Below are 22,432 nucleotides of genomic sequence, written 5' to 3'. Positions count from 1 at the left end.
GTTGGCATGTAAACAGCGTAGACCCTAAAGCGGTAAAATGCTCGACCAAATGATAAGAGCGGGCGGCACCGCCGCTGTTATTTTGTGCTGTTACTCAGCCCATGGAAGTGTGGTGTTCACGGAGAGACGTCAATGCATAATTTCCAGCACTTGGAAGACCTGTTCCGGCAGGCGCAAGGGGAGTCGTCGCTCTCCCGCTTGACGCCAGGCGACGCGCTAACGGACGCTGTGCATGACTACTTTCGCCACTACGGTCTCGAGGCGCTGCTCAACGACACTAGCGAAGTGCATGCCGGATTTGTCGATACCGGACGGTTCGCGCTGTGGTGCCAAGTGTGGAGCCCACCCAAGCCCACCGGCACCGCGTTCGTGATTCATGGCTATTTCGATCATTTGGGCCTGTACCGCCACCTGCTCAGTTGCCTGCTGGCCAAAGGCTGGCGCGTGGTGCTGTGGGATTTACCCGGCCACGGCCTTTCCAGCGGCCCGAGAGCGGAAATCGAAGACTTCGATGATTACCAGCACTGCCTAGCGCACCTGCAAAAGACGCTGCAAACGCTCAACATGGCACCCACACCGTGGCTGGGCGTGGGGCAAAGCACCGGCGCGGCGATTTTAGCCACCGATGCGCTCACCCGCCGAGAAGCCGCCCATTGGGCCGGTATCGTGCTGTTGGCACCGCTGGTGCGCCCTTGGCGCTGGAGCCAAGCCAGCTGGCTGCATTTAATCGCCAGCCCCTTTGTCAAAGAGCTGCCGCGCAAGTATCGTCCCAACTCCACCGATGAAGCGTTCACCGCCTTTCTACGCGACCAGGACCCGCTACAGCCCGAGCGCTTGAGCGTGGCCTGGATCACGGCCATGCGCCGCTGGATGCCGCGCCTCTTGGCGCTCGAACCCAATCCGTTGCCTACCCTGATTCTGCAGGGCGAACAGGACCTCACCGTGGATTGGGAGTGGAACCTGACCATTTTGGCGGAGAAATTTCCCAATGCGGAGGTTCATCGTCATCCGGAAGCGCGCCACCATTTGGTGAACGAAGCAGAGCCGATTCGTCAACAGCTGTTTGAAGCGCTCGACCATTTCGTCGAGAACGTGCATTGACCCCAACGAAGGAGAGGCCATGACCGCCATTCAACCACCCAAAGTACTGGTTTTTGCTGGCAGCGCCCGTGAAGGCTCGCTCAATAAACAGCTCGCCAAGCTAGCTGCCCAGCGCATCGAGGCGTTAGGCGGCAAGGCCACGTTCATCGATTTGAAAGCGTACCCCTGCCCGCTGTTCGACGAAGATATCGAAGCCCAAGGGATGCCGGAGAACGTGCTGAAACTGCGCGAGATATTGGCGGACCACCAAGCGCTGTTGATCGCCTCGCCGGAGTACAACGGCTTTATCACGCCGCTACTGAAAAATACCTTGGACTGGCTATCGCGCCCCTACGGCGATACGCCTGGCCTGGGGCTGTTTGACGGTAAATGGGCAGCGCTGGTGGCCGCTTCCCCCGGTGGCCTGGGCGGTATTCGCGCTCTGCCGCTGGGCCAGCAGTTACTGGCCAACTTGAGCCTCACCGTACTGCCCCAGCCGCTCTCGCTGCCTAAAGCGGGCAGCGCCTTCAACGACAGCGGCGCGCTGCACGATGACGCCACGGGCCAAAAGCTGGATGCGCTGTGCCAGCGCTTGGTCGATGCCCTTGCAGCAACGCACGCCCAATGACGAAGGGGGCTTACGCCCCTTTCAACAGCCGATCCAACTGCCGGTAACCGATCGCTTCGATAAAGTGCGGCTGTGAGGGCTTGGGTTCGCCTTGCAGGTCGGCCAGGGTGAGCGCGACGCGCAGCACGCGGTGGTAGGCGCGGGCGGAGAGCTTGAGCTTTTCAAGCACGCCAGCGAGCCAGGCGCGCTCCTCTTCATTGAGGGCGCAGGCGGCTTCCAGCGCTTTACCGCTGAGCTGGCTGTTGAGTGCGCCCCGGGCCATTTGCCGCTCACGAGCCGCCATTACCCGCTCGCGCACCGCGCTGGAAGGCTCGCCTTGCGTTTGTGCGGTGAGCTGCTCGGGGGGCAGAGCGGGCACTTCCACTTGCAGGTCAATACGATCCAACAGCGGGCCAGAGAGGCGTGCCTGATACCGCTGAATTTGGCTGGCGCTGCACTGGCAGCGTTGGCGCGGGTCGCCCAGGTGGCCGCAGGGACAAGGGTTCATGGCGGCAACGAGCTGAAATTGGGCGGGGTAGCGACGTTCGTGGCTGGCGCGGGAGAGGTGGATTTCGCCCGTTTCCAGCGGTTGGCGTAATACTTCCAAGACGTTACGAGAAAATTCCGGCAGCTCGTCCAAAAACAGCACGCCGTGGTGCGCGAGCGATATTTCACCCGGTTTGGGTTTCGAGCCCCCTGTCATTTTCAGCAATTGATGCGACCCTCAGGGCGTAATATCGGGCTATTATGGTAGTCTGTACAGGATTGAGTGCGACAGAATTAATAGCAATTGATGCGACAGGCCTTGTTTTATTCAACATTTGGTGCGACTACCCATGCCACTGCCTACATCCGTTCGTAAAATCGGCCCTACCCGACGAAGTGTGTCTGGCTACTATGCCTTTCGCGGGGAGGAGTCTATTGCGTTCGAGTCGACGCTCGAACGTGATTTCCTCATCAAGGCTGACTTTGATGTGAGCGTCCTTGGTGTGATTTCCCAGCCGTGCGAGATCCCGTTTCATCATCCCGTGACCGGTAGGCGCTACACCTACACACCTGACTATTTGGTTTATTACCGTCTCGGTAACCGTCATTACAGGGATTACCCAAAACCTCTCCTGGTGGAGGTCAAACCACGGGAAAAGTGGCAAGCACATTGGCGTAAATGGTCGCCTAAATGGAAGGCGGCGATGCGGCATGCCAGCAACGAGGGTTGGTCGTTTAGCATTCATGACGAGAGCCGCATTCGTGATAAGACCCTGGACAACATCACCTTCTTGGCGCGCTACAAACGAATGGTGTTTCCCTCGGTTGAAAGCCAGGCAGTGCTCAACACGGTGAGGGCGATGGGAGTGGCGACCTTGGATTACCTGCTGTCTCGGCATTTCATGGGCGACATTTATCGGGCAGAGGGGATTTCACACTTATGGCACCTGCTGGCGACTCGGCAGCTAGATTGCGATATGGCTCAATCCTTTGGCCCTCTATCAGAGGTGTGGATACCCGATTATGAATAATCCTCGTGACAACACAGCTGAACCAAGTAACGGCGTCGCCCAAACACGCCAACACTTGCAGATCACGGTGGGTGAGCAGGTTCAGAAAGATGACACCGTTTACCGAATTTCTCAGGTGCTCGACTTTGAGACGGTCATTGGTATTGCCGTTGAGTCCGGGCGTAGTTGTCCGCTTCGCATCAGTGAATTAACGCCTTTCCATAGCGGGCCGGGCCCCCTTGAGCAGGATATGTCTGAGATTGGGGATGCCGATTGGCGGGAGGCTGAGCATCGCCTTTCCATCATTAAGCCCTTGGTGGATCGCCATACCGTAGGGCGAGATGCAGCGGAAGAGCGTGCTAAACAAACGGGCGTGGATACGGCCACGATCTACCGTTGGTTGAAGCGATACAAGGCGACGGGCTCGGTGCTTGCTTTGATTCCTCAAAAGCCAGGATGGAAGAAAGGTAAGTCGCGTATCCCTGCGCATGCCGAGGCGGTCATTCAGGAAGTCATCAAAGACGTGTACCTCACGCTGCAGCGTCCTTCCGCACAAAAAGCGGTACAGGAAGTGATGCGGCGTTGCCATGAACGGCGCATTGACCCGCCGAGCCCTGGTACCGTTCGTGCTCGTCTGCGGGATATTCCAGAGCGTGACCGGTTGCGTGGCCATGGCTTTAGAGACAAAGCCATTAACAAGTTCCAGCCAGCGGCCGGGAAGTTTCCCAATGCGGACTATCCGCTAGCGGTCATGCAGATTGACCACACGCCTGCCGATATTATTTTGGTGGATGACGTGCATCGCAAACCGATTGGTCGTCCATGGATAACGTTAGCCATGGACGTGTGCACTCGCGTAGTCACGGGCTATTACTTATCGTTCGACCCACCCTCTGAAACATCCGTCGGCATGTGTGTGGCTCAATCAATGCTGCCTAAAGATGAATGGTTGCTGCTGCATAACGTGGAGGCTGAGTGGCCGGTATGGGGCACTCCCGCCACGATTCATGTCGATAACGGCCCAGATTTTCGCTCAGAGACGTTTCGGCGCTCATGCCTAGCCTATGGGATCAACCTTGAATTTCGGCCTGTTAAGCAGCCTCGTTACGGTGGCCATATCGAGCGGTTGTTGGGCTCTCTTCTCAAGGAGATCCATAACCTGCCTGGGACGACCTTTTCCTCCATTAAAGAGAAAGAGGGGTACGATCCTGAGAAACATGCGGCCATGACGAAAAGCGAGTTTGAAGAGTGGCTGGTGACGTTGATTTGTAAGGTTTACCACCAGCGTCTTCATTCTGGTATTGGTATGTCACCGATGCGGAAATGGGAAATCGGTGTGTTTGGCAATGCTGACGTGCAGGGAGTGGGCTTAGCACCACGGCCTGCTGATAGACTTTCTGTGCTGCTCGATTTTTTGCCTTGCTTTCAGCGCACGATCCAGACTTTTGGTGTGACCATCGATGGCATGAACTATTACGATGAGGCGCTCAGGCCATGGATCAATGCCAAAGATCCAGACACGCCGAACAAGAAACGCACCTTTGTGTTTCGACGTGACCCTCGTGACATTAGCGTCATTTGGTTCAAAGACCCGGAGCTCGGGCAGTATTTTCGTGTGCCCTTTGCCAATCTCGCTCTCCCCTCAATGAGTGTTTGGGAGCATACCCAGGCCAAAGCGCGCCTTCGCCAGGAAGGCAGGAGTTCGGTCAATGAGTCTGAAATCCTACGCGCTATTAGTGAACTGCGAGCCCATGTGGAGGAGTCGCAAGCACGTACCAAGCGAAGTCGCCGTCAGGCCCAACGACGTAAAGAGCATGAGAAAAAGGTGACGCCTGCTGATCCCCTTTTACATGCGCCCTCAACCGCGGCCCCCAAAGAGTCACCCGCTCAGGCAGACGGTCTCTTATCGGGTGATATCGATGTGAACTGGGACATATCATGAGCACACACCTTCATCCTGATCTTCGTTATGTCTTGGGACTGTCCGCTAAAGAGCGAATGGAGTTTATGGATCAACCGCGATGGTTGGGGTATCCATTGGCCAATCGTGTCATCGAGGTCATGCGTGGGCTGATGGAGAAGCCGAGTCGCCCTCGTATGCCTAACCTTTTGCTCGTGGGTGACTCCAACAACGGAAAAACCACCATCGTTCAACGGTTTCGTAAGCAGTACGGTGAGGGCTACGTGAATGAAGACGTAGAACCGGTGAAACCCGTGATCGTCACTCAAGCACCACCGAGTGCCGATGAGAAAAGTCTGTATATCGCAGTGCTAGAGAGCTTTTGGGCTCCCTATCGGCCTTCAGACCCGGTACCCAAGCTGCGCTACCAGGTGATTCATCAACTGCGGGCTTGCCATACCCGCTTATTGATCATTGATGAGTTCCACTCATTGTTAACCGGTGGAGCCGTCAAGCAGCGGGAAACGATGAATGCTATTAAGCTCCTATGCAATGAGTTGATGATTCCCATCGTGGGTGTGGGTACGCAGGATGCTGTGCGTGTGCTGCATTCAGACCCGCAGCATGCGAGTCGCTTTGATGTTGTTGCATTGCCGAAGTGGGAGCTCAATCAGGAGTTTCAGAAGCTGCTTGCTGGCTTTGAGAAGATCTTACCGCTCCAACACCCTTCCCAACTGCATGAGCCACAATTGGCGACTCAGCTCCACGCGATTTCTGGCGGTAATCTGGGTGACTTGCACCGACTGCTGGTTGAGTGTGCGAATGCCGCTATTGTGTCTGGAGCTGAGCGCATCGATGAGAAAATTATTCAGAGTAAATCGTGGGTGCGACCTACCCGTGGCATTAGGGAAGTGATGTTGTAATGTCTTGGGCGCTGAGTGTGTCCCTGCTGCCTGGGGAGTCCCTTTCATCATGGCTCGTTCGGGCGGCATTGCGACAGGGGTGTGATCCTTTGTCGCTCACCGGCGCTATTTGGCCATCGTGGCGTGTATGGACGAGGGACATTGATCGGGAAATCCCCCTCGCAAGAATGCGCCCATTGGTGAATGCCTCGGGGAATGCTCCCGCCAAGTTTCAAAAGGCGGGGATGCGGGACGACTGTGAGAAAGTGGCCGGTTACTCATTACCGGAAACGCGGACTTGGCCCTGGTTGTTGGCTCTTGGTAGCCGAAATCGACTACGCCATGGAGGACAGCAGGTATGCACGTTATGCTTGGCAGAGGACTCCACCCCTTACTTACGCCGACACTGGCGATTCGCTTGGCACATTGGGTGCGGCTTTCATGAAGTGCAACTGATAGATGAGTGCCCGGTATGCAAGGCCCCTATAGAGCCTCATCGTCTGTCAGCGGAAGATCAACATTTAGCTCAATGCAGCCGGTGTCATGAGGATTTTAGAAAGGCAGTATGCACGTCGCCTTTACCTGAAGCGTTCCTTTTCCAAGTGCTGGCTGATCGTGTTTTACAAGGGGAGAGAGCAGCATTTGGGAACACCTCTATCGCACTCGCGGATTGGTTTTCAATGGCGAGCTTCTTGGTTGGCGTTATGCGGCGTGCAAGTCGACGGCCTACGTCATCCCTCGCGGAAGCGCTTCTGTCATTAGGTGTTCCCGTCGTGAATAGCCGAATGCCGATATCTGGATTGGCGTTTGAGCTGTTGCCTATCAGCGAGCGGAGTGCTTTATTGACGGCGGTTGAGCGCTTCATGGATATCGGTATTGAGGAGGCGTTCAGTGCGTTGGTCGCATTCAATGTGAAAACGAGCGCGCTCTTTGATCCTCGAAAGCTACCTCCCGTTGTCCTGTTACCGATGCTATCACGATTATCTCATCATCCTCATGGGCCACATCGCCGCCGCGTTCAACCCGATCATCGCCCAGCGTCGGAGCGAGCTGTTAGAGCCTCTTGGGCACGTTTGAAACGCAGAATGAAAGCGGAGTCATTCTTTTGAATCAACACCCAATGGTCGGCTGCGATGAGTGTGGCCGGGAGGTTCCCAAATTGTGGCGACGCCACAAAGGCCATGGTTACTGCTCAACCTGCTATGCCCGAGTGTTTAAGCGGCGGATGTGCCCACGGTGTGGTGAGTTTGCCCGTCTGCCTAAGCACGACCTAGAAGCCGTCTGTCGCCAATGTGAGGTCGACAAACCGTGTGCACGATGTGGCAAAGCCAGTTCAGACTACACCATCGGTAAGGTCACTCCCTACGGCCCTGTCTGTAACGCCTGCGCTCCCTATTTTAGAGAGCCGGAACCCTGTGAGGGGTGTGGGAAGGCGTCTCAACGTCTTACCCGAGTGACGCGTATGGGGCATGATCATCGCTTATGTCCAAGTTGTGCGACGGCAGACCACGGTACTTGCTCTGCGTGTCGTCGGCATCGTTTATTGGTGGTGGCACCCGACGGAAATGCACTGTGCAAGGCCTGTTGTGAGCAAGGGGAAATTGCTTGTCCATCGTGTGACCATCCTATGCCAGCAGGTCGAGGCGATGTCTGTGAGCCTTGCTACTGGACACGAACATGCCGCAAGCGGACCTCCATTGGTCAAGCCGGTCTCACCACCAAAGCGTTACGTGAGGCATTTGGGGAGTTTGGTGAATGGATGATTCGCACCACAGGTCCGCATAAAGCTGCCCTGAAGATCAACCACTTCTGGTCGTTCTTTCTTGAGCTCGACCAGACGTGGTCACGGATACCGAGCTATGTGGAGCTGCTCCATCACTTCGGGGCGGAGGGGTTGCGGCGTGTGAGGCTCCCTATGAGATGGTTGCATGAAGAAAAAGGGGTGAAGCCGGATCATCAAGCAAAACGAATCGACTCCGAGAAGCGGCGTATTCAGGAGTGCCTCAGGACTATGCCGCCCGCTTCTTTATCAGAAAAGGCGCTGCAGGCCTACTGGCAGCAATTGGAAGTCCGAAGAGCAGCAGGAAAAACGTCTCACACTTCAGTACGACTTGCTCTAAGGCCGGCAGCCGCATTGTTACTTCATACTGATCGAATGGGAAAGAGGCTACCCAATCAGGGAGATGTGGACAGTTACTTGAGCGCAGTGCCTGGACAGGCGGCCTCGGTAACAGGCTTTACCAATTTTCTGAATCGCCTTTATGCCACCACACTGACCCCTAGAGTGGATAAAAAAAGAGCAAGAAAACAGCGAAAAGAGCAGTTGGCTCGCACTATGACGAAAATGGCGAAGTGCACTGAACAAAGTGAGGAGTGGAGGGAGCGTTGGATTGTCACTGCGATGGAATATTTTCATGGTAAAAAAGTATCGAAAAGAACGCTACGTCAGCAGACAATAGAGCTTTCAGGAGATGGGGTGCGGTTACACATGGAAGGCGCAACTTATTGGCTACCTATTACATGAGTGCTGAAAGACATCACAAATACTGGTGACACTCTGAGTTTTCTGTACTGTTCCTGATCGTTAGATGCGCCATGACAAAACTACTCCGGCCTTTCGATCAGAGCAGTTTGGTGAGATTTGAGTGGCGTCCATCTCACGCTTACCTCTAGCCCACTAAACTCACGGTTGGCCAGAGTAAGAATGGCTCGTTGGCGTTGGACTAATTCCGAAACAATCGATAACCCCAATCCGCTGCCAGTGATGCCTTGGCCAGAAGCGCGCCTAAAGCGTTCAGTGACTTTATCTAACATATATTCGGGCAGCCCAGGGCCAGTGTCTCTCACGATCAGTTGAGGCGCTCCTTCCCAAAGTGCCAGCTCCACTTTTACATGCCCCCCTTGCGGCGTGTAGCGCAAGGCGTTATCCAGTAGGTTACGAAAGAGAATGCCTAATTCGACTTCATCGGCGCTAACATTAAGCCGGGTTAACCCTTTTAGCTTCAAGTGCTGACCTCTTTCTTCAGCGATTGGCCACATCTCGGCGACTAATTCAGCAATAATTGGATAAAGATCAATAGTCGTTGGCGGTGTTGCGGCAACCTGATCCAAGCGAGCCAAAATAAGCAATTGTTCCACCACACGCTGCAGCCGCTCCACCCCAACATAAGCCTTTTGTAGTGATTGCTGTTCGCCTGCCTGCGCGTTGTCAAGATGAATTCTCAGGGCTGCCAGAGGCGTGCGTAGCTCATGAGCCGCATCGGCTGTAAAGCGTCGCTCTCGTTCTAACGTTTCTTTTAGTCGGGCAATAAAGTCGTTGAGAGATTGACGTAAACCATTAAGCTCTTGAGGAACAGGATTATCGATTTTGCTTAGGTCGCGAGCGGAGCGGCCTTGTACCTGACTGGAAAGCGCTTGGATGGGCGCAACCCCTTTCCGGATAATACGGTTCATCAGCCAAAGAAGGAGTGGAAGCAAAAAAAGCATCGGCAATAAATTGTTCCAGGTGATACGTTCCACTACTTCATCATGAAAAGAACCTCTCAGCCCCATGCTAATCCAGGTATCGCTGGCAAAATCGAACATACTGAAAACCCGCCAACGATGACCATTGTAGCTTTCCCAGCGAAACCCCTCTTCCAAAGGCTTGGGAAAGGGCCCAGCATCATTCCATTTGCTTCCTAATAACTTAGGTGAGCCATCAGCATTCCAAAAGCCCAGTACTAATTTAAGTTCTTCTTCGTGGTAAAGCTTGGAACCTGAGTCAGAGCTGTTCACGGGCACAGCAATACCGTCGCGATACAGCTGTGCCGGATGCTGAGGCAGCCCCATGCGCGAAGCAAGGCGAGCATAGTCGTCAACCGTTGCACTTGGATCGAGTTGGCCAGCCACAATCCGGCTATGCAGACTTAACTGAGTATCGAGAATCTCTTCTAGCTCGTGATTTGTAATTAAGTAAGCTGCGGTCACCGCCATGCCGCCTGTAACAGTCAGGGCAATTGCTAGCGTGCGCAGTAGATAACGCCGTATTGATGTCATTGCACTGTGCTGTCCAATCGGTAGCCAATCCCGCGTACGTTAACGATCAAGTGCTTAGCAAGTTTTTTACGAAGATGATGGATATGAACCTCCAACGCATTTGAGTCTACTTCGCCATCCCAACCATATAGTAAATTTTCTAAACGGGGACGAGATAGCACCCGGTCGGGGTGTCTAGCTAGCTCTAAAAGTAGGGCATACTCGCGTCGGCCCAATTTAACGTCTTTGCCTCGCCAGCTCACGGCATGAAGTACCTCATCAATAGTCAGCGCCCCCAGTGCCAATATCTGCGAGGTACGTCCCTCAGAACGTCTCATTACGACACGCAAGCGGGCAAGTAGCTCCTGTAAATTGAAAGGCTTGAGCACATAGTCATCCGCCCCCGCATCTAAACCACCAATACGGTCTTCGACCGCATCGCGGGCCGTCAAAATCAGAATAGGCAAAGTGGATTGCCGGCGAAGTAACTTCAGTACCTGCATGCCGTCCATATCGGGCAGCCCGAGATCCAAGATAAGCACACTGAAGGTCTCGTTGCCGATAGCGCTGATTGCCTCGCGGCCCAGCATGAACCAATCGACTGTATACCCCTCGCGCTCTAGAGCCGTTTTAATGCCATCCCCAAGCAAGGGATCATCTTCTACTAGTAGTGCTCGCATACTGCTCCCTCAATCGACAAGCTGTCATTTTAGCCATCAAAAAATTAAGGTTTTCTTAAAAATAGCGATGTAATGACCATACAGAACGTGGATATGAATCCAGGCCGTCAGATAGCCATTCTGTTTTTTTGCAATTTTACTGAGCGATTTAATTCTTCTTTAAGTTTTTCAGGTTCAAGCTACACCCCCTGACCTTGTGCGAGGCCAAAGCATCGCTTTGAGTGGCTGACGGCTTGAGTCTGAACTGTCGTTGCCGAAGGCACATCATCGGCTATTAACTGAAGAGCGCCAAATGATGCACTTACTAACACGCATTAGAACAAATTATTATTTGAAAATAATGGCTCGATTTTTAGAAAAAAGAGCAAAGCGATATTTACTGGGAGGGGGGCTGTATCTTCTCAAAGCGCCTGTCCCAGAAACCATTGACAGCGTTGTAGGCATAGAAAAAATTCTCATCATTCGTCCTAATTTTCGTCTAGGCAACGCGCTCATTAGCACCCCTGTTATTGATGCTTTACGTGAACGTTTTCCTTGGGCAACGATAGACTATTTAGCAACTGATAAAACACTACCTCTATTGCAGCAACGCCCTGTAGATAATTTTTATCTATTATCGAGAACTGCCATTCTTCGTCCCTGGCAGTGTGTAACATTATGTCGACGCCTAAGAGCTCAACGCTACGACCTAGCGGTACAAGTCAGCGGGGGATCAACGAGCGGCTTTATTGTGACTCGGTTAATAGGGGCACGTTACAGCATGGGGTCTCGTAAAGATGATCAACGCTTGTACAACATTGAAGTTGATGCGAAGTCGTCCCACGCTTACGACTTCATCGTTAGTTTGACTCGCCCACTCGGTGTTGTCTGCCGGAATCGGCCATTGCTACAGCTAACTGTGCAGGAGCGCTATCAGGCAATGGAAAAGATTCAACAGTTAATTGGCCTTCATAGCAATCATCTATCCGATTCTGGCTTTATCGCGATCTTTGTGGGTGGACATCAAAAAAAGCGTTGGCCACTGGCCTTTTGGCTAACTCTCATCGATAACCTTGAGGCCCACAGAATACGCTATATCGTTTTTCTTGGGCCTGAAGAGTTTCGGCTTCTAGCACCCATTGAACAGCGTTTGATGTCATCGATGTATGGCTACTTATGTCCACCGCTTCCAATCCGACATTTTGCCGCCGTGTTAGAGCGAGCTCGACTACTTGTAACACCCGACTCAGGCCCTATGCACTTAGCGGCAGCACTCGATGTCGCCACCATTTCACTCATACGCCAGAAAAAATCACTCGCCTTTGTACCACGAGAAGCCTATGACACCACACTGTGGCGTCCAGAGGTCAGCACGGTTGTTGAAGCGATACTCGCTAATGTTGATAGACAGAACACAACAGTGCTTGAGCAAACGGCGGCGGTAATAGGCTAGCCTACACCGAGAGGGGCTTAAAACTTGATGTCAAAATGTATGTATCCGGGCACGCAACCCTGAAACAAAGAGTGTATTAGGCGTTGCAATAAGCCTGCTCTAACCAGTGTCATGGAGAATCAGGGGGACAAGCCTAAGCGAGGCAGCTTGTGGGCTCAGGTGTTCTCAGGTTGTACAAAGAGCATAACAGCAATGGCTTGTTTGATTGTTCCAGCTCGAATATTTAGCTACTGAATAAAATTGCATAATTTTTCGTTAAGTTTTGGTCTTTATAGTAGCTTTACTATCCTATCAAAGAGAGCTCCGACTTGCCTACGTCAACTGCATCAAAACCTAATGGAAAGGGTGTGATACGAATTTTTCGTGCTTCTATTAATGCCTTTTCTGGAGTAAAGGCTTGTTGGATAAACGAATCTGCTTTTAGACAGGAAGTGATACTTTGTCTAGTTTTATATCCTGTTATATTTTTTATTGATGCCACCTACTCTGAAAAGGCGTTACTATTTTTGTCACTGACGCTTGTCGCGATAGTGGAACTTATAAATTCCGCCATCGAGTGTGCTGTTGACCGTATCGGAACAGAGCATCACGAGCTTAGTGGGCGTGCAAAAGACATGGGCGCGGCAGCTGTTATGTTGACCATTCTTATGACAGTGAGCGTATGGCTATGCGTGATATTCAACTAAGATTCTTCATGTCCTTGGTATCCGCCTGGCTTTTATTTCTACTTACCATGTCAGTTTTTAGTGTTTTAAATGTAGATTTCACGCTAGCAGATTTTTTCTATCGTCTTCAAGGTAGTACCTGGGCATGGAAAGATACCTTCTTGGCTCAGGGTGTGATTCACAAAGGCGGTAAATGGCTAAGCCTGTTGATGGGTATAGCTACACTGATACTGTTGATACTAAGCTTTAGTTTTGATTGTCTTAAAGAGTACCGCATACCGCTTTTATATCTTTTTTCCTCAACGCTTATTTCGACGTTACTCGTTGCGACAATTAAGCACTTGGTGAGTATGGAGTGCCCTTGGGATTTAATTCGCTATGGAGGAGTTCGAGGATTTATTGGCCTGCTCGACATACGCCCACCCTCATTGCCAGCATCCGCCTGCTTTCCCGCTGGGCATGCCAGTGCAGGATATGCATGGATAGCACTTTACTTCTTTTGCGCCTCTGTACGACCCCGCTGGCGATGGGCAGGACTTGCGGTGGGGTTAGGGCTTGGCCTTGCATTTGGGTTTGCTCAACAGCTACGCGGAGCGCATTTTCTGTCTCACGATCTCTGGACGCTGATGCTTAGCTGGACAGTAAGCTTTTCACTGTCAAAAGTCTTATTAGTCAACCGTGTTTGTTAGCTTTTTTATAGAGAGCTTTTCGATGCCCCCAGAAAATATTGCTTATTCTAAAATGGTGAAAGCAGCTAACAAACTTTCCCATTATCGCCCTGTTTTAAACACAGAGCAGCTTGTCTTATGGATAGTAGTCATCTTGAGCGTTTTCTATAACATCCCTTTTTGGCAGCAAGCCTTAGAGGGGTATGACCTATTTGTCATTCATACATGGCTAACCTTTGCCAATATGCTCTTGGTAATGATCTGTCTTAATTTTTTAGTCTTTGCTAGCTTTTCTTTTCGCATAACAGTCAAGCCTTTGTTAACGCTACTTCTTCTGATTGCAGCCTTCGTTAGTTATTTCACTACTTACTATGGTACCTATTTTGACACCTCCATGTTGGATAATGTGCTTCAAACAGACACTAACGAAGCGAAAGAACTTCTCACTACCGGTTTGCTAATTCATTTGGCCTTCTTTTTTTTATTGCCGACCCTTGTGGTTTGGCGAGTCAGACTAATACCTTTGACATGGAAGAAGGCTATATTGCTTCGCTCGTCTTACTTAATTGCCAGCTTTGCTATATTATTGTTGGCCGTATTTTTATCTTACCAAGAAATATCGTCGCTCATGCGAAACAATAAGCAGCTTCGATATTTGGTAACTCCAGGTAATTATATTGTTTCTATGGTGCAGGCTCTTTCTAGCCAGCATATTAACGCAAATATGGTGCGCTCCCCAGTAGGAGAGGACGCCTACATCCCTTCATCAGAGGGTGACAAACCTATACTCCTCGTCATCGTGGTGGGTGAAACGGTACGAGCGGCGAATTGGGGCTTAAATGGTTATGAGCGCCAAACCACCCCCAAACTTGCCCAACGGCCTGACGTTATCAATTTTGCAGACGTTTCCTCATGCGGTACGAGCACGGCGGTCTCGTTACCCTGCATGTTTTCATTACCGGGCCGTGCTGAGTACTCTAAATCCTATGCTCAGCAGCATGAGTCCTTGCTAGACGTATTAGCGCACGCGGGGTTAGAGGTTACTTGGCTGGATAACCAATCAGGATGTAAAGGCGTCTGTGAGGGGGTGACGACAAAAGCGGTTTCACCAGAGGAGTATGCGTCTCTCTGTCAAGATGGGCGATGTCTCGACGAGGCATTGGTTCAAGCCTTATCAACGCAACTCAGTAGTACGCCTGCTGACCAGGTGGTTGTGCTACATCAGTTAGGCAACCACGGGCCCAGCTATTATCAACGTTATCCTACAGCCTACGAGCATTTTGTTCCTGCCTGTGAAAATGCTGATTTGGCGAAATGCACAAGAGAGGCCATCACCAATAGCTACGATAATGCCATTCTATATACCGATAACGTCCTGGATCAGGTGATTGACACGCTAGAGCGTGAGCATGATTACGCAACCGCCATGGTCTATCTCTCGGATCATGGCGAATCACTTGGTGAAAAAGGGCTCTATCTGCACGGGATTCCCTACGCTATTGCCCCCAACGAGCAAACGCATGTGCCTATGATTTGGTGGCTGTCCACCTCATTTTCACAGCAACAAAGGCTTGATACTGAGTGTTTACACCGTCGTGCCAACCAAGCCGCCTCACACGACAACTTATTCCACAGCGTGCTAGGTTTGCTGGGCGTAGTGACAGACGTTTATCAGCAGGAAGCAGATATTAGTCAAGCGTGCCGATTCGCCAAGTGATGAATGCTTAATTTTTTGTTAAGTATTCCATGACATACTTCTCCTAATTTTTGCCAACTATTTATGGTGCATGAAATGAATGTGTCGCCATTCTTGACTTCCCGTCAAAAAGGTTGGAAAGAGATTATACCTAAAAGCATGGCAATCCCGAAGGATTCGATAATGATTATTAATATACCTATTGGTTATGCCAAGTGCCTTTCCTTTAAAGTCAGCATCGTTTTGATTTCTTTACTGTCCATTCTGCTGTGGGTGGTTGGAGAACAATATATAGAAGTCACCATTGCTATATTAAGTGTTATGGCTAATGGCATGTCACAGTTTCTTAGATGCTGCTTTTCTGCTAGTGCATTGAAAGTTTTTGAAAATGATTTGATAGATATGCTCGATGCATTAGGTGCAGCCGGAGTTGGAACACTAATGGTTTTATATTTATTAGGTTAGCATGCTTTATGTCGAGCGGCATTCTTCTGTTTATGTAGTACGGGAAGTGCGTGTGTGGATTTTAAAGGGTATTCTGAGAGTGCGTGTAACCATGCCTAACTCGGTTCGTGGCAGATAAATTATGCTGCAGCGAGTGAGCAATGGCATGGCTTTTTTTCAGGTCGCGCTTTGACGCCAAAAGTGTGCGCTGAAATTATTCAGACTACGGTTATATGGGTCTGTAGTCACAGTGTAGCTTTTAGGAACATCGTGGCCATTTCCTCCGCCCCTAAAAAAATCCCTAAGGGAATGAAGGCTTAACAATTTAAGGTGTTCCCATTCACCCCGTAGTTTTTCTTGACGCTCCTGTGCCAGTTTCGCAGCACTGGGCTTTCGCTTAGGTAATGGAAAGCTGTAATCGGGGCTAAGATCAGGTGTATAGAGGAACGTGATGGTGCCATACGTCCAATCATCCGCCGTATTTTTACGCCATTGGTACCCAAGTCGCACTTCCAGACGATCACTGTAATGAAAGGGCTGGAAGATATGGTCATCGACTTGAAACAACAGGTTGTCTTTCTCTTCTTCTTCCATCCGCTGCTGCATCTGCTGAACCGCATATGTTAGATCATCAGCAGCTCGACGCATTGACTCAGCGGTTTCATCACGCTTTTTAGATGACTTGGCCCGACAATGTGCATCAACTGACTTTTGAAATTCTCTCAACTTGTTTGAAACATATAGGCCGCAGCTTTCTAAATTAAATCCGTAGAGCTGACTTGGCGTTACGCTGCGGACACACTCCCTGATGGCTAGGTCTAGCTCGTCGGAGTCGATGGTTTTTAAGGCTTCTTTTTCTGCCGAAGAGATATATAAGTCACCCATTATGATCGCCCTATTAGTTTGATGAATCGCCTAGCGCTGTGTCAGTCTGAGCTCTTCTGAATGCTAGTCGAAAAGCGTCGAGCACGGTAATGAGCAGCCTTCGCTTGCTCAGTCCGGTTGCCTTTGCTGTTATACTGGCTTTAATCATAACGTGCCTCACATAGCTAGTGCCCTGATAGGTCAGCTCGCATGATACCGACCTTGCTAAAGGCATTCAGCACGGAGGCTTCTCCTGGAACGTTCTCATTTTTGGCTTTCGGGTGCTTGAACGTATCGGCGAATCCTGGGCAGTGACGAACGAGCTTTTGAACGACACCTTCAACGTGCCGCACATTAGACAGCACTTGGCGCAACCAGTGTTCAAAGCTGTCTTGGTGATCCAACGTAAACACTAAACCTTTGTAGGACGGAGGTTTTGACCCTTCCTCCCTACCGCCATTTCTGGGTTTCGGAGGGCGTCGCTGGAGTTCCATGAGATAAAGCGCTTGACCTAACACATGCACCTTGATGACAAGTACCCCGCGAAGAACCTTGGTTTGAGTATCCATATAGACCCAATTGGCCACGGACGTTTCTACCTCATCGTCTGTGCCGAAGGGTTCGAGGCTAATTAATCGAGGATCAGGGGACGTGCTGAAGCCGTCTTCAAAGGTAAACCAGCTAATGCTATGAATCGCTGTAGGATAGGCTGATTTTAAATAGAGAAGCGCATTCCACATATCACGTAGAAAGCCCTGCGACTCCAGTGTAATGGGGGCATGAATAGATGCTTGTCCCACTCCCTTTCCTGACCCATAGGGCTCTCCGGTGGAGAAAATCGTTTCGTCACCAGGAACGGGGACGCCTCGTGTATCGGGCACGTTTTTTCGGGTATATCGCTTATCCAGGACAACGCGAGGCTTACCTAAAATAACGAATTCCTCCTCAGTAATATCCAGCCAAGAAGAGCCATGGTCGGGCTCTTCATCATCGGTCAGGTCAATGACATCGGGGATATCTTGAAGCTGATGATAGGGGAATTGAGTGGGAGCATCATCGCCATCGTTGGCGGGCGCTGTCCCTGACTCCTCTCTTTCACGATGGATCGTGGCACCATCGGGCTGTGTACAGCCTAATATCTGCAACCCTAGGAATGTGTTGCCACCATCAATCGGAACGCCAGAAACAGAGAGTTCCCCGCTTCCCTGGAACCAAGGCATGGCCTCAAAAAGTATCCTATCTTCGGGGAAACGGGATTCAAGCTGCGAATAAATTTTTCTGGCAGCCTGCTCCGCATAGGGATCGTACAGCATATGGGCGAGCAAAATGGCATCGTGTTTATGAACACGATATGTAAATTTGACAGGCCATTGAACCGTACCGGCTTTCTCGGAGACCCGTTAGTTTGAGTCAAGCAGCCTTATTTGCCTGACTCTGTTGCTCATAATACATGGCTTCTCGCTCTGCTGGTGGGATGTGGCCAATCGGCTCCAGTAACCGCCGGTGATTGAACCAGTCGACCCATACCAACGTTGCAAACTCAACCGCTTCTAGTTGCCGCCATGGTCCGCGTCGGCGAATCACTTCGGTCTTGAAAAGCCCTATCACGGTTTCAGCCATTGCGTTGTCGTACGAATCGCCCACGCTTCCGACAGAGGGCTCAATGCCGGCATCTGCTAAACGTTCCGTGTAGCGAATTGAGACGTATTGAACGCCTCGGTCGCTGTGGTGAATAAGATCACCTTTAGGTCGCTGAGGGCGCTCATGAAGCGCCTGTTCAAGCGCATCCAACACCATATCGGTTCGAGGTGTACTGGAAACTCGCCAGCCGATGATTCGGCGAGCAAACGCATCAATGACGAAGGCGACATAAACAAAGCCCTTCCATGTGGCAACGTAGGTAAAATCTGATACCCACAGTGCGTTCGGCTGAGCTGGCTGAAACTGCCGCTTGACCAAATCCGCCGGACAGGCCTTGTTAGGGTCAGATACAGTCGTACGCACCGGCTTACCACGTATCACACCGCGCAGCCCCATTTGGCGCATCAGGCGAGCGACGGTGCAGCGAGCCACCGGAGTGCCTTCTCGGTGTAGTTGACGCCAGACTTTGCGGATGCCGTAGACACCGAAGTTCTCTTCCCAGACACGCTGAATTTCGGCCCTCAGCCAGCGCTCACGTTTATTGCGGGGAGGCGCTCGGTTGGGCTCGCGTGCGCGGGCACGATGCTCATAGTACGTCGACGGGGCGATCGGCAGGACACGGCAGATCGGCTCGACCCCGTATAACGCTCGGTAATCTTCGATAAAGTTGATCATCACTTCCCGCGGCGGTCGAGCTCCGCCTGGGCAAAATATGCAGAGGCCTTTCGTAGGATCTCGTTGGCTTGCTTCAACTCTCGGTTTTCACGCTCTAGCGCTTTGATCTGTTCACGCTCGGAGGTCGTAGCGCTTTCCCGACGCCCTGTGTCACGCTCGGCCTGTCGGACCCAACTGCGCAGTGTTTCAGGCGTACAGCCGATTTTTGGGGCGATGGCACCGAGGGCTGCCCACTGGGAGGAATAATCGGCCTCGTGGTCGAAGACCATACGTACCGCCCGCTGGCGAACTTCAGGGGAATATCGATTTGATTTGCTCATGGCTCCATCCTCTCAAGGTTTGGAGCCTCCGGGAATCCCGGTACGGTTCACGTGTCTCAGGTCTATGCCGTCCGCTTCTTTATCAGAAAAAGCGCTGCATGCTTATTGGCAGCAATTGGAAACCCGTATAGAGGCGGGCAAAACGTCCCACACCTCCGCACGACTTGCACTAAGAGCGGCAGCCGCATTGCTACTCGCTACTGACCGGGAGGGGCAGCGACTGCCTCAACAGGGCGATGTGGACAACTATTTGCAGGCGGTGCCCGGACAAGCAGCCTCGGTCACGGGGTTTACTAATTTCTTAAATCGCCAACATGCCACCACGTTGGCTCCTCGGGTGGATGTAAAACGGGCAAGAAAGCGGCGAAAAGAAACACTAGCCCGCACCCTGATGACGATGGCCCGGTGTGCTGATCAAGGAGAGGCCTGGAGGGAGGCATGGATCGTTGCTGCCATGGAGTATTTCCATGACACAAAATTAACGCAGAAAATGCTTCGACAACAGACCGTAGAGCGGACGACAGACGGGATACAGGTGGTAGTGGGTGGCGTTACCTACTGGCTGCCTCTGGATATTGAGTGCTAAGACACTGATAGCGCGCAGTCACTTGGAGGGCCCCGCGACTCTGTAGGCGAATGTCGCCCCGCCGTTTGGACGGGGCTATGGCTCTCTACCTATATGCCAGGGCTCAACGGGGTGCCAAAAGGCGTGTCATGACCGTTGAGATGACGTCAAAACCAGGTCTTCATAAATGCCCTTGATAGCCTTCTCTTCTGGGCTGTGGCGCTGTGGCTCCTGTTCCTGCTTTGGATGTAGTGGGGTTATAAGCCCGTTAGAGAGTGACAGGACATCGCTGAGCTGCTCGTAATCGAGGTTTACGTTATCGACATTGTATTGGTTAAGGCGTGTCATGGTCTCTGTGAGTGCGGTCATACTGTGCTCTTCTTCTCCAAGCGGCGGAAAGGCTTGAATCAGCGGCTGACCGCCTTCCCAACCTATCTTGATCGGCTGATTGATGATGTTGACTTGGGTGCCGGGTGGAATGCGGTCAAATATAGATTCGATGTCTTTGGGTAACATGCGGATACAACCTCGGCTTGCGCGCATGCCAATGCCATCGGGCTGGTTGGTGCCGTGAATCAAATAGCCATCGAAGCCTAGGATGATGGCATGGTCTCCTAGCGGGTTATCGGGGCCGGGTGGCACAACGCTGGGCGCGGTTTCACCGCGTGCTTCCGCTTCGCGTTTTACCGACTCAGGCGGGTACCACGCGGGGTTTTTAATGTTCATGGTGGTCTCGGTCACGCCTAGAGGAGTATCAAACCCTTCGCGACCAATGCCAATAGGATAGGTCTCAACACGCGGTGTCTCACCGTTTTTGACATCTGGGTAGTAGTAAAGCCGCAGCTCGGCGATATTGATGACGATCCCAGTACGCTCCACATTCGGCAGAATAAAACGTCCCGGAATAGTCACTTCCGTGCCCACCCCTGGAACCCAGATGCTAACCTCTGGGTTTGCACGGATCATCTCCAAATAGCCAAGGTTGTGACGCCTGGCAATATCTATCAAGGTATCGTCGTAATCCTTTACGATAAAGGTGTCAGCCTCTCCGATAATATTACCTTCCTCTGGTAGCGGGTAATGCCCTTTGGGCCATTCCGTCTCCTGGGCAGTGGAAGGTTGTGCCGCCATGGCGACAGGGAGCCATGCCAGAAACGAAACCATCACACTCACGATGAAGCCGATCTGCATTGGCCATGGGAGGAATCTCTTAAGTATTGCTGCGTTCTTTGCCAAGAGCATCGCTAGGTTCCTTTTTCATCTAATGCGTCGTTTTTTGATCGAGATAAGTTCAGTTGTAACCCGAGCAGTGTCAGCACCGCAGCGAGTATCCAAGCGGGGCCACTACCGGTGCGTGTGAAAGGAGTTAGGCCCTGCATCGGGGTCACCTCGCCAGTTAAACTGGCCGGTTCAAACTGTGGGGCACGGGCTGTGACGTGGCCTTGTGAATCGATGATGGCCGTCACGCCATTACTGGTAGCTCGAAGTAGGTGACGACCATTTTCTAAGGCACGTAGACGCGCCATTTGAAGATGTTGGTGTGGGCCAATGGAGCGCCCAAACCACGTATCGTTGGAAACCGTTAATAGCAGCTCGGCATTACGCGCCTGTTGGGCGACATGGTCGGCAAAAATGATTTCGTAACAAATGGCATTGCCAATGGTGGCTCCAGCCACGTGTAACGGAGCCTGTTCGCCTGTCCCTGGGGTCAGGCGAGGTACTGGCAAGTCGAAAAAAGCAAGGGTGCCAGCGAGGAGACTTTGGAATGGCAAATACTCGCCAAAGGGCACCAAGTGCGCCTTCTGGTATTCGCCCTGCACATCATTTAGCCCTATGACGCTGTTATAAGAGCGCCCTTCACTGTCGCGTTGCAAAATGCCGGTCAACAAGGCGGTGTCAGGCCCCAGGTCGGACGCTACTTGCTCAAGTATTTGCTGTGCTTCCTGCTCAAGCATGGGAAGGGCTGCCTCGGGCCAAACGATGAGATCGATATCCCTTGCTTGCTCCCGTGTCATCGCCGTGTAGATACTGATCGCCTCGCGCTGCCCTTGGGCAGTCCACTTAATGCGCTGGTCAAGATTCCCTTGCAGCAATGCCACCCGGATGGGCTTGCCAGCCGGGGTTGTCCATTGGGCGGGCAATAGGAATGGAACGATCCACAAGGCGGCCATTGGGACAAGGAAACCCCAGCGGCGACGCAGTACCTCTACCCCTAACGTACCTGTCAGCGCGGTCATGAGTGACAGCAAGTACACACCACCAACGGGCGCCCATGGGGCTAGTGGAGAATCTACCTGAGAGGTGCCCAGCAATAACCAGGGAAAGCCGGTGAGCAACCAGGTGCGTAGCCATTCGCTCACCACCCACATACCGGCAAAGCTAAGACAGGCTAACCGTGGCCCCGTGATGCGCCGATAGAGCCCAAAGGGGATTGCAAAGAAGAGCGCCAGGGCGCTGACAAAAAGAGTGGTGAGGAGCATCGCCACCAAGGCCCCGGTGCCACTGAAATCGTGAATAGCAACGAAGACCCATGATGTGCCAGAACCGAACAGGCCTACCCCATAGCACCACCCACGCAGGGTGGCCATGGCGGGCGTTAGCGACTGTATCTTCCAATAGACCAGTGCCACGGCCACTGGGCCAAGCCACCATAGGGAAAAGGGGGCGGCACTCAAGGTGGTCATTACCCCAGCGGCGAGCGCTACAACGCAATCGACTATTGGTGAGGAGCGCCCAGCAAAAAGCGTATATTCTTTATCTTTATCGACCACATCCATAGC

General features: G+C 52.1%; 19 protein-coding genes, 1 pseudogene and 1 other annotated feature. Of the genes and pseudogenes, 12 read left to right on the top strand and 8 right to left on the bottom strand.

Annotated features, from left to right (window positions below):
- The first annotated feature begins 132 nt into the window (after positions 1-132).
- On the top strand, positions 133-1,101 hold the full coding sequence (locus FRH_RS04995) for an alpha/beta hydrolase (protein WP_153843513.1): 969 nt from the start codon (positions 133-135) through the stop codon (positions 1,099-1,101).
- A gap of 19 nt (positions 1,102-1,120) precedes the next feature.
- Positions 1,121-1,708: an NAD(P)H-dependent oxidoreductase gene (locus FRH_RS04990; protein ID WP_139526015.1), complete on the top strand. Its 588-nt coding sequence runs from the start codon at positions 1,121-1,123 to the stop codon at positions 1,706-1,708.
- A 10-nt stretch (positions 1,709-1,718) separates the two neighbouring features.
- Here the strand turns inward: FRH_RS04990 and FRH_RS04985 are convergent.
- A pseudogene (locus FRH_RS04985) lies at positions 1,719-2,384 on the bottom strand (ATP-binding protein); the annotation flags it as partial.
- A 139-nt stretch (positions 2,385-2,523) separates the two neighbouring features.
- On the opposite strand from FRH_RS04985, the gene FRH_RS04980 reads away from it, so the two are divergent.
- From FRH_RS04980 to FRH_RS04965, 4 genes are all read left to right on the top strand, one after another.
- Entirely contained in the window at positions 2,524-3,204 is a 681-nt protein-coding gene (locus FRH_RS04980) for a TnsA endonuclease N-terminal domain-containing protein (protein WP_281997904.1), read from the top strand.
- Entirely contained in the window at positions 3,197-5,125 is a 1,929-nt protein-coding gene (locus tag FRH_RS04975; RefSeq protein WP_281997903.1) for a Mu transposase C-terminal domain-containing protein, read from the top strand. The genes FRH_RS04980 and FRH_RS04975 overlap by 8 nt, the downstream gene beginning before the upstream one ends.
- Positions 5,122-6,006, top strand: a complete 885-nt coding sequence (locus FRH_RS04970) for a TniB family NTP-binding protein (protein ID WP_281997902.1) — start codon at positions 5,122-5,124, stop codon at positions 6,004-6,006. Before FRH_RS04975 ends, FRH_RS04970 begins: the two co-directional genes overlap by 4 nt.
- Before the next feature lie 1,738 nt (positions 6,007-7,744).
- On the top strand, positions 7,745-8,509 hold the full coding sequence (locus FRH_RS04965; protein WP_281997901.1) for a hypothetical protein: 765 nt from the start codon (positions 7,745-7,747) through the stop codon (positions 8,507-8,509).
- Between the two features lie 80 nt (positions 8,510-8,589).
- On the opposite strand, the gene FRH_RS04960 is transcribed toward FRH_RS04965, so the two are convergent.
- Complete coding sequence (locus FRH_RS04960; RefSeq protein ID WP_281997900.1) at positions 8,590-10,023, bottom strand: ATP-binding protein; 1,434 nt, start codon at positions 10,021-10,023, stop codon at positions 8,590-8,592.
- Complete coding sequence (locus FRH_RS04955; RefSeq protein WP_058579755.1) at positions 10,020-10,682, bottom strand: response regulator transcription factor; 663 nt, start codon at positions 10,680-10,682, stop codon at positions 10,020-10,022. The genes FRH_RS04960 and FRH_RS04955 overlap by 4 nt, the downstream gene beginning before the upstream one ends.
- A gap of 292 nt (positions 10,683-10,974) precedes the next feature.
- Between FRH_RS04955 and FRH_RS04950 the strand changes: the two genes are divergently transcribed.
- The 5 genes from FRH_RS04950 (at position 10,975) to FRH_RS04930 (ending at position 15,608) form a co-directional block, all read left to right on the top strand.
- Positions 10,975-12,114 (top strand): glycosyltransferase family 9 protein, encoded by a 1,140-nt coding sequence (locus FRH_RS04950; RefSeq protein ID WP_281997899.1) that lies wholly within the window; start codon positions 10,975-10,977, stop codon positions 12,112-12,114.
- A 308-nt stretch (positions 12,115-12,422) separates the two neighbouring features.
- A complete protein-coding gene (locus FRH_RS04945) occupies positions 12,423-12,800 on the top strand; it encodes a diacylglycerol kinase (RefSeq protein ID WP_281997898.1) in 378 nt (125 codons plus the stop codon).
- Complete coding sequence (locus FRH_RS04940) at positions 12,782-13,468, top strand: phosphatase PAP2 family protein (RefSeq protein ID WP_281997897.1); 687 nt, start codon at positions 12,782-12,784, stop codon at positions 13,466-13,468. The genes FRH_RS04945 and FRH_RS04940 overlap by 19 nt, the downstream gene beginning before the upstream one ends.
- A gap of 22 nt (positions 13,469-13,490) precedes the next feature.
- Complete coding sequence (locus tag FRH_RS04935; RefSeq protein ID WP_281997896.1) at positions 13,491-15,164, top strand: phosphoethanolamine--lipid A transferase; 1,674 nt, start codon at positions 13,491-13,493, stop codon at positions 15,162-15,164.
- 75 nt (positions 15,165-15,239) lie between these two features.
- Entirely contained in the window at positions 15,240-15,608 is a 369-nt protein-coding gene (locus tag FRH_RS04930) for a hypothetical protein (RefSeq protein ID WP_281997895.1), read from the top strand.
- Positions 15,609-15,764: 156 nt separating this feature from the next.
- Here the strand turns inward: FRH_RS04930 and FRH_RS04925 are convergent, their stop codons facing one another.
- The 3 genes from FRH_RS04925 to FRH_RS04915 all read right to left on the bottom strand — a co-directional run bounded on the left by FRH_RS04925 (position 15,765) and on the right by FRH_RS04915 (position 19,087).
- The gene (locus FRH_RS04925) at positions 15,765-16,472 is read right to left on the bottom strand and encodes a hypothetical protein (protein ID WP_281997894.1); all 708 of its coding nucleotides are present in this window, start codon (positions 16,470-16,472) and stop codon (positions 15,765-15,767) included.
- A 164-nt stretch (positions 16,473-16,636) separates the two neighbouring features.
- Entirely contained in the window at positions 16,637-17,764 is a 1,128-nt protein-coding gene (locus tag FRH_RS04920) for a hypothetical protein (protein WP_281997893.1), read from the bottom strand.
- Between the two features lie 97 nt (positions 17,765-17,861).
- A protein-coding gene (locus tag FRH_RS04915) for an IS3 family transposase (RefSeq protein WP_281997891.1) occupies positions 17,862-19,087 on the bottom strand; the annotation gives its coding sequence in 2 pieces (ribosomal slippage) (positions 17,862-18,802 and positions 18,802-19,087; 1,227 coding nt in all).
- Positions 18,693-18,809: a sequence feature (AL1L pseudoknot), on the bottom strand. Its footprint overlaps the gene before it by 117 nt.
- 64 nt (positions 19,088-19,151) lie before the next feature.
- Here FRH_RS04915 and FRH_RS04910 point away from each other — a divergent pair.
- Complete coding sequence (locus FRH_RS04910) at positions 19,152-19,673, top strand: hypothetical protein (protein WP_281997892.1); 522 nt, start codon at positions 19,152-19,154, stop codon at positions 19,671-19,673.
- 126 nt (positions 19,674-19,799) lie between these two features.
- Here the strand turns inward: FRH_RS04910 and FRH_RS04905 are convergent, their stop codons facing one another.
- Positions 19,800-20,843 carry a L,D-transpeptidase family protein gene (locus FRH_RS04905; RefSeq protein WP_035539261.1) on the bottom strand — a complete coding sequence of 348 codons (1,044 nt, stop codon included), beginning with the start codon at positions 20,841-20,843 and terminating at the stop codon, positions 19,800-19,802.
- A 53-nt stretch (positions 20,844-20,896) separates the two neighbouring features.
- A complete protein-coding gene (lnt, locus tag FRH_RS04900; protein WP_027957957.1) occupies positions 20,897-22,429 on the bottom strand; it encodes an apolipoprotein N-acyltransferase in 1,533 nt (510 codons plus the stop codon).
- Positions 22,430-22,432 lie beyond the last annotated feature (3 nt).

Origin of the sequence: Halomonas sp. A020 (assembly GCF_027943625.1) — a bacterium.
GTDB lineage: Bacteria > Pseudomonadota > Gammaproteobacteria > Pseudomonadales > Halomonadaceae > Vreelandella > Vreelandella piezotolerans.
This window is presented reverse-complemented; position numbering and strand designations above follow the sequence as displayed.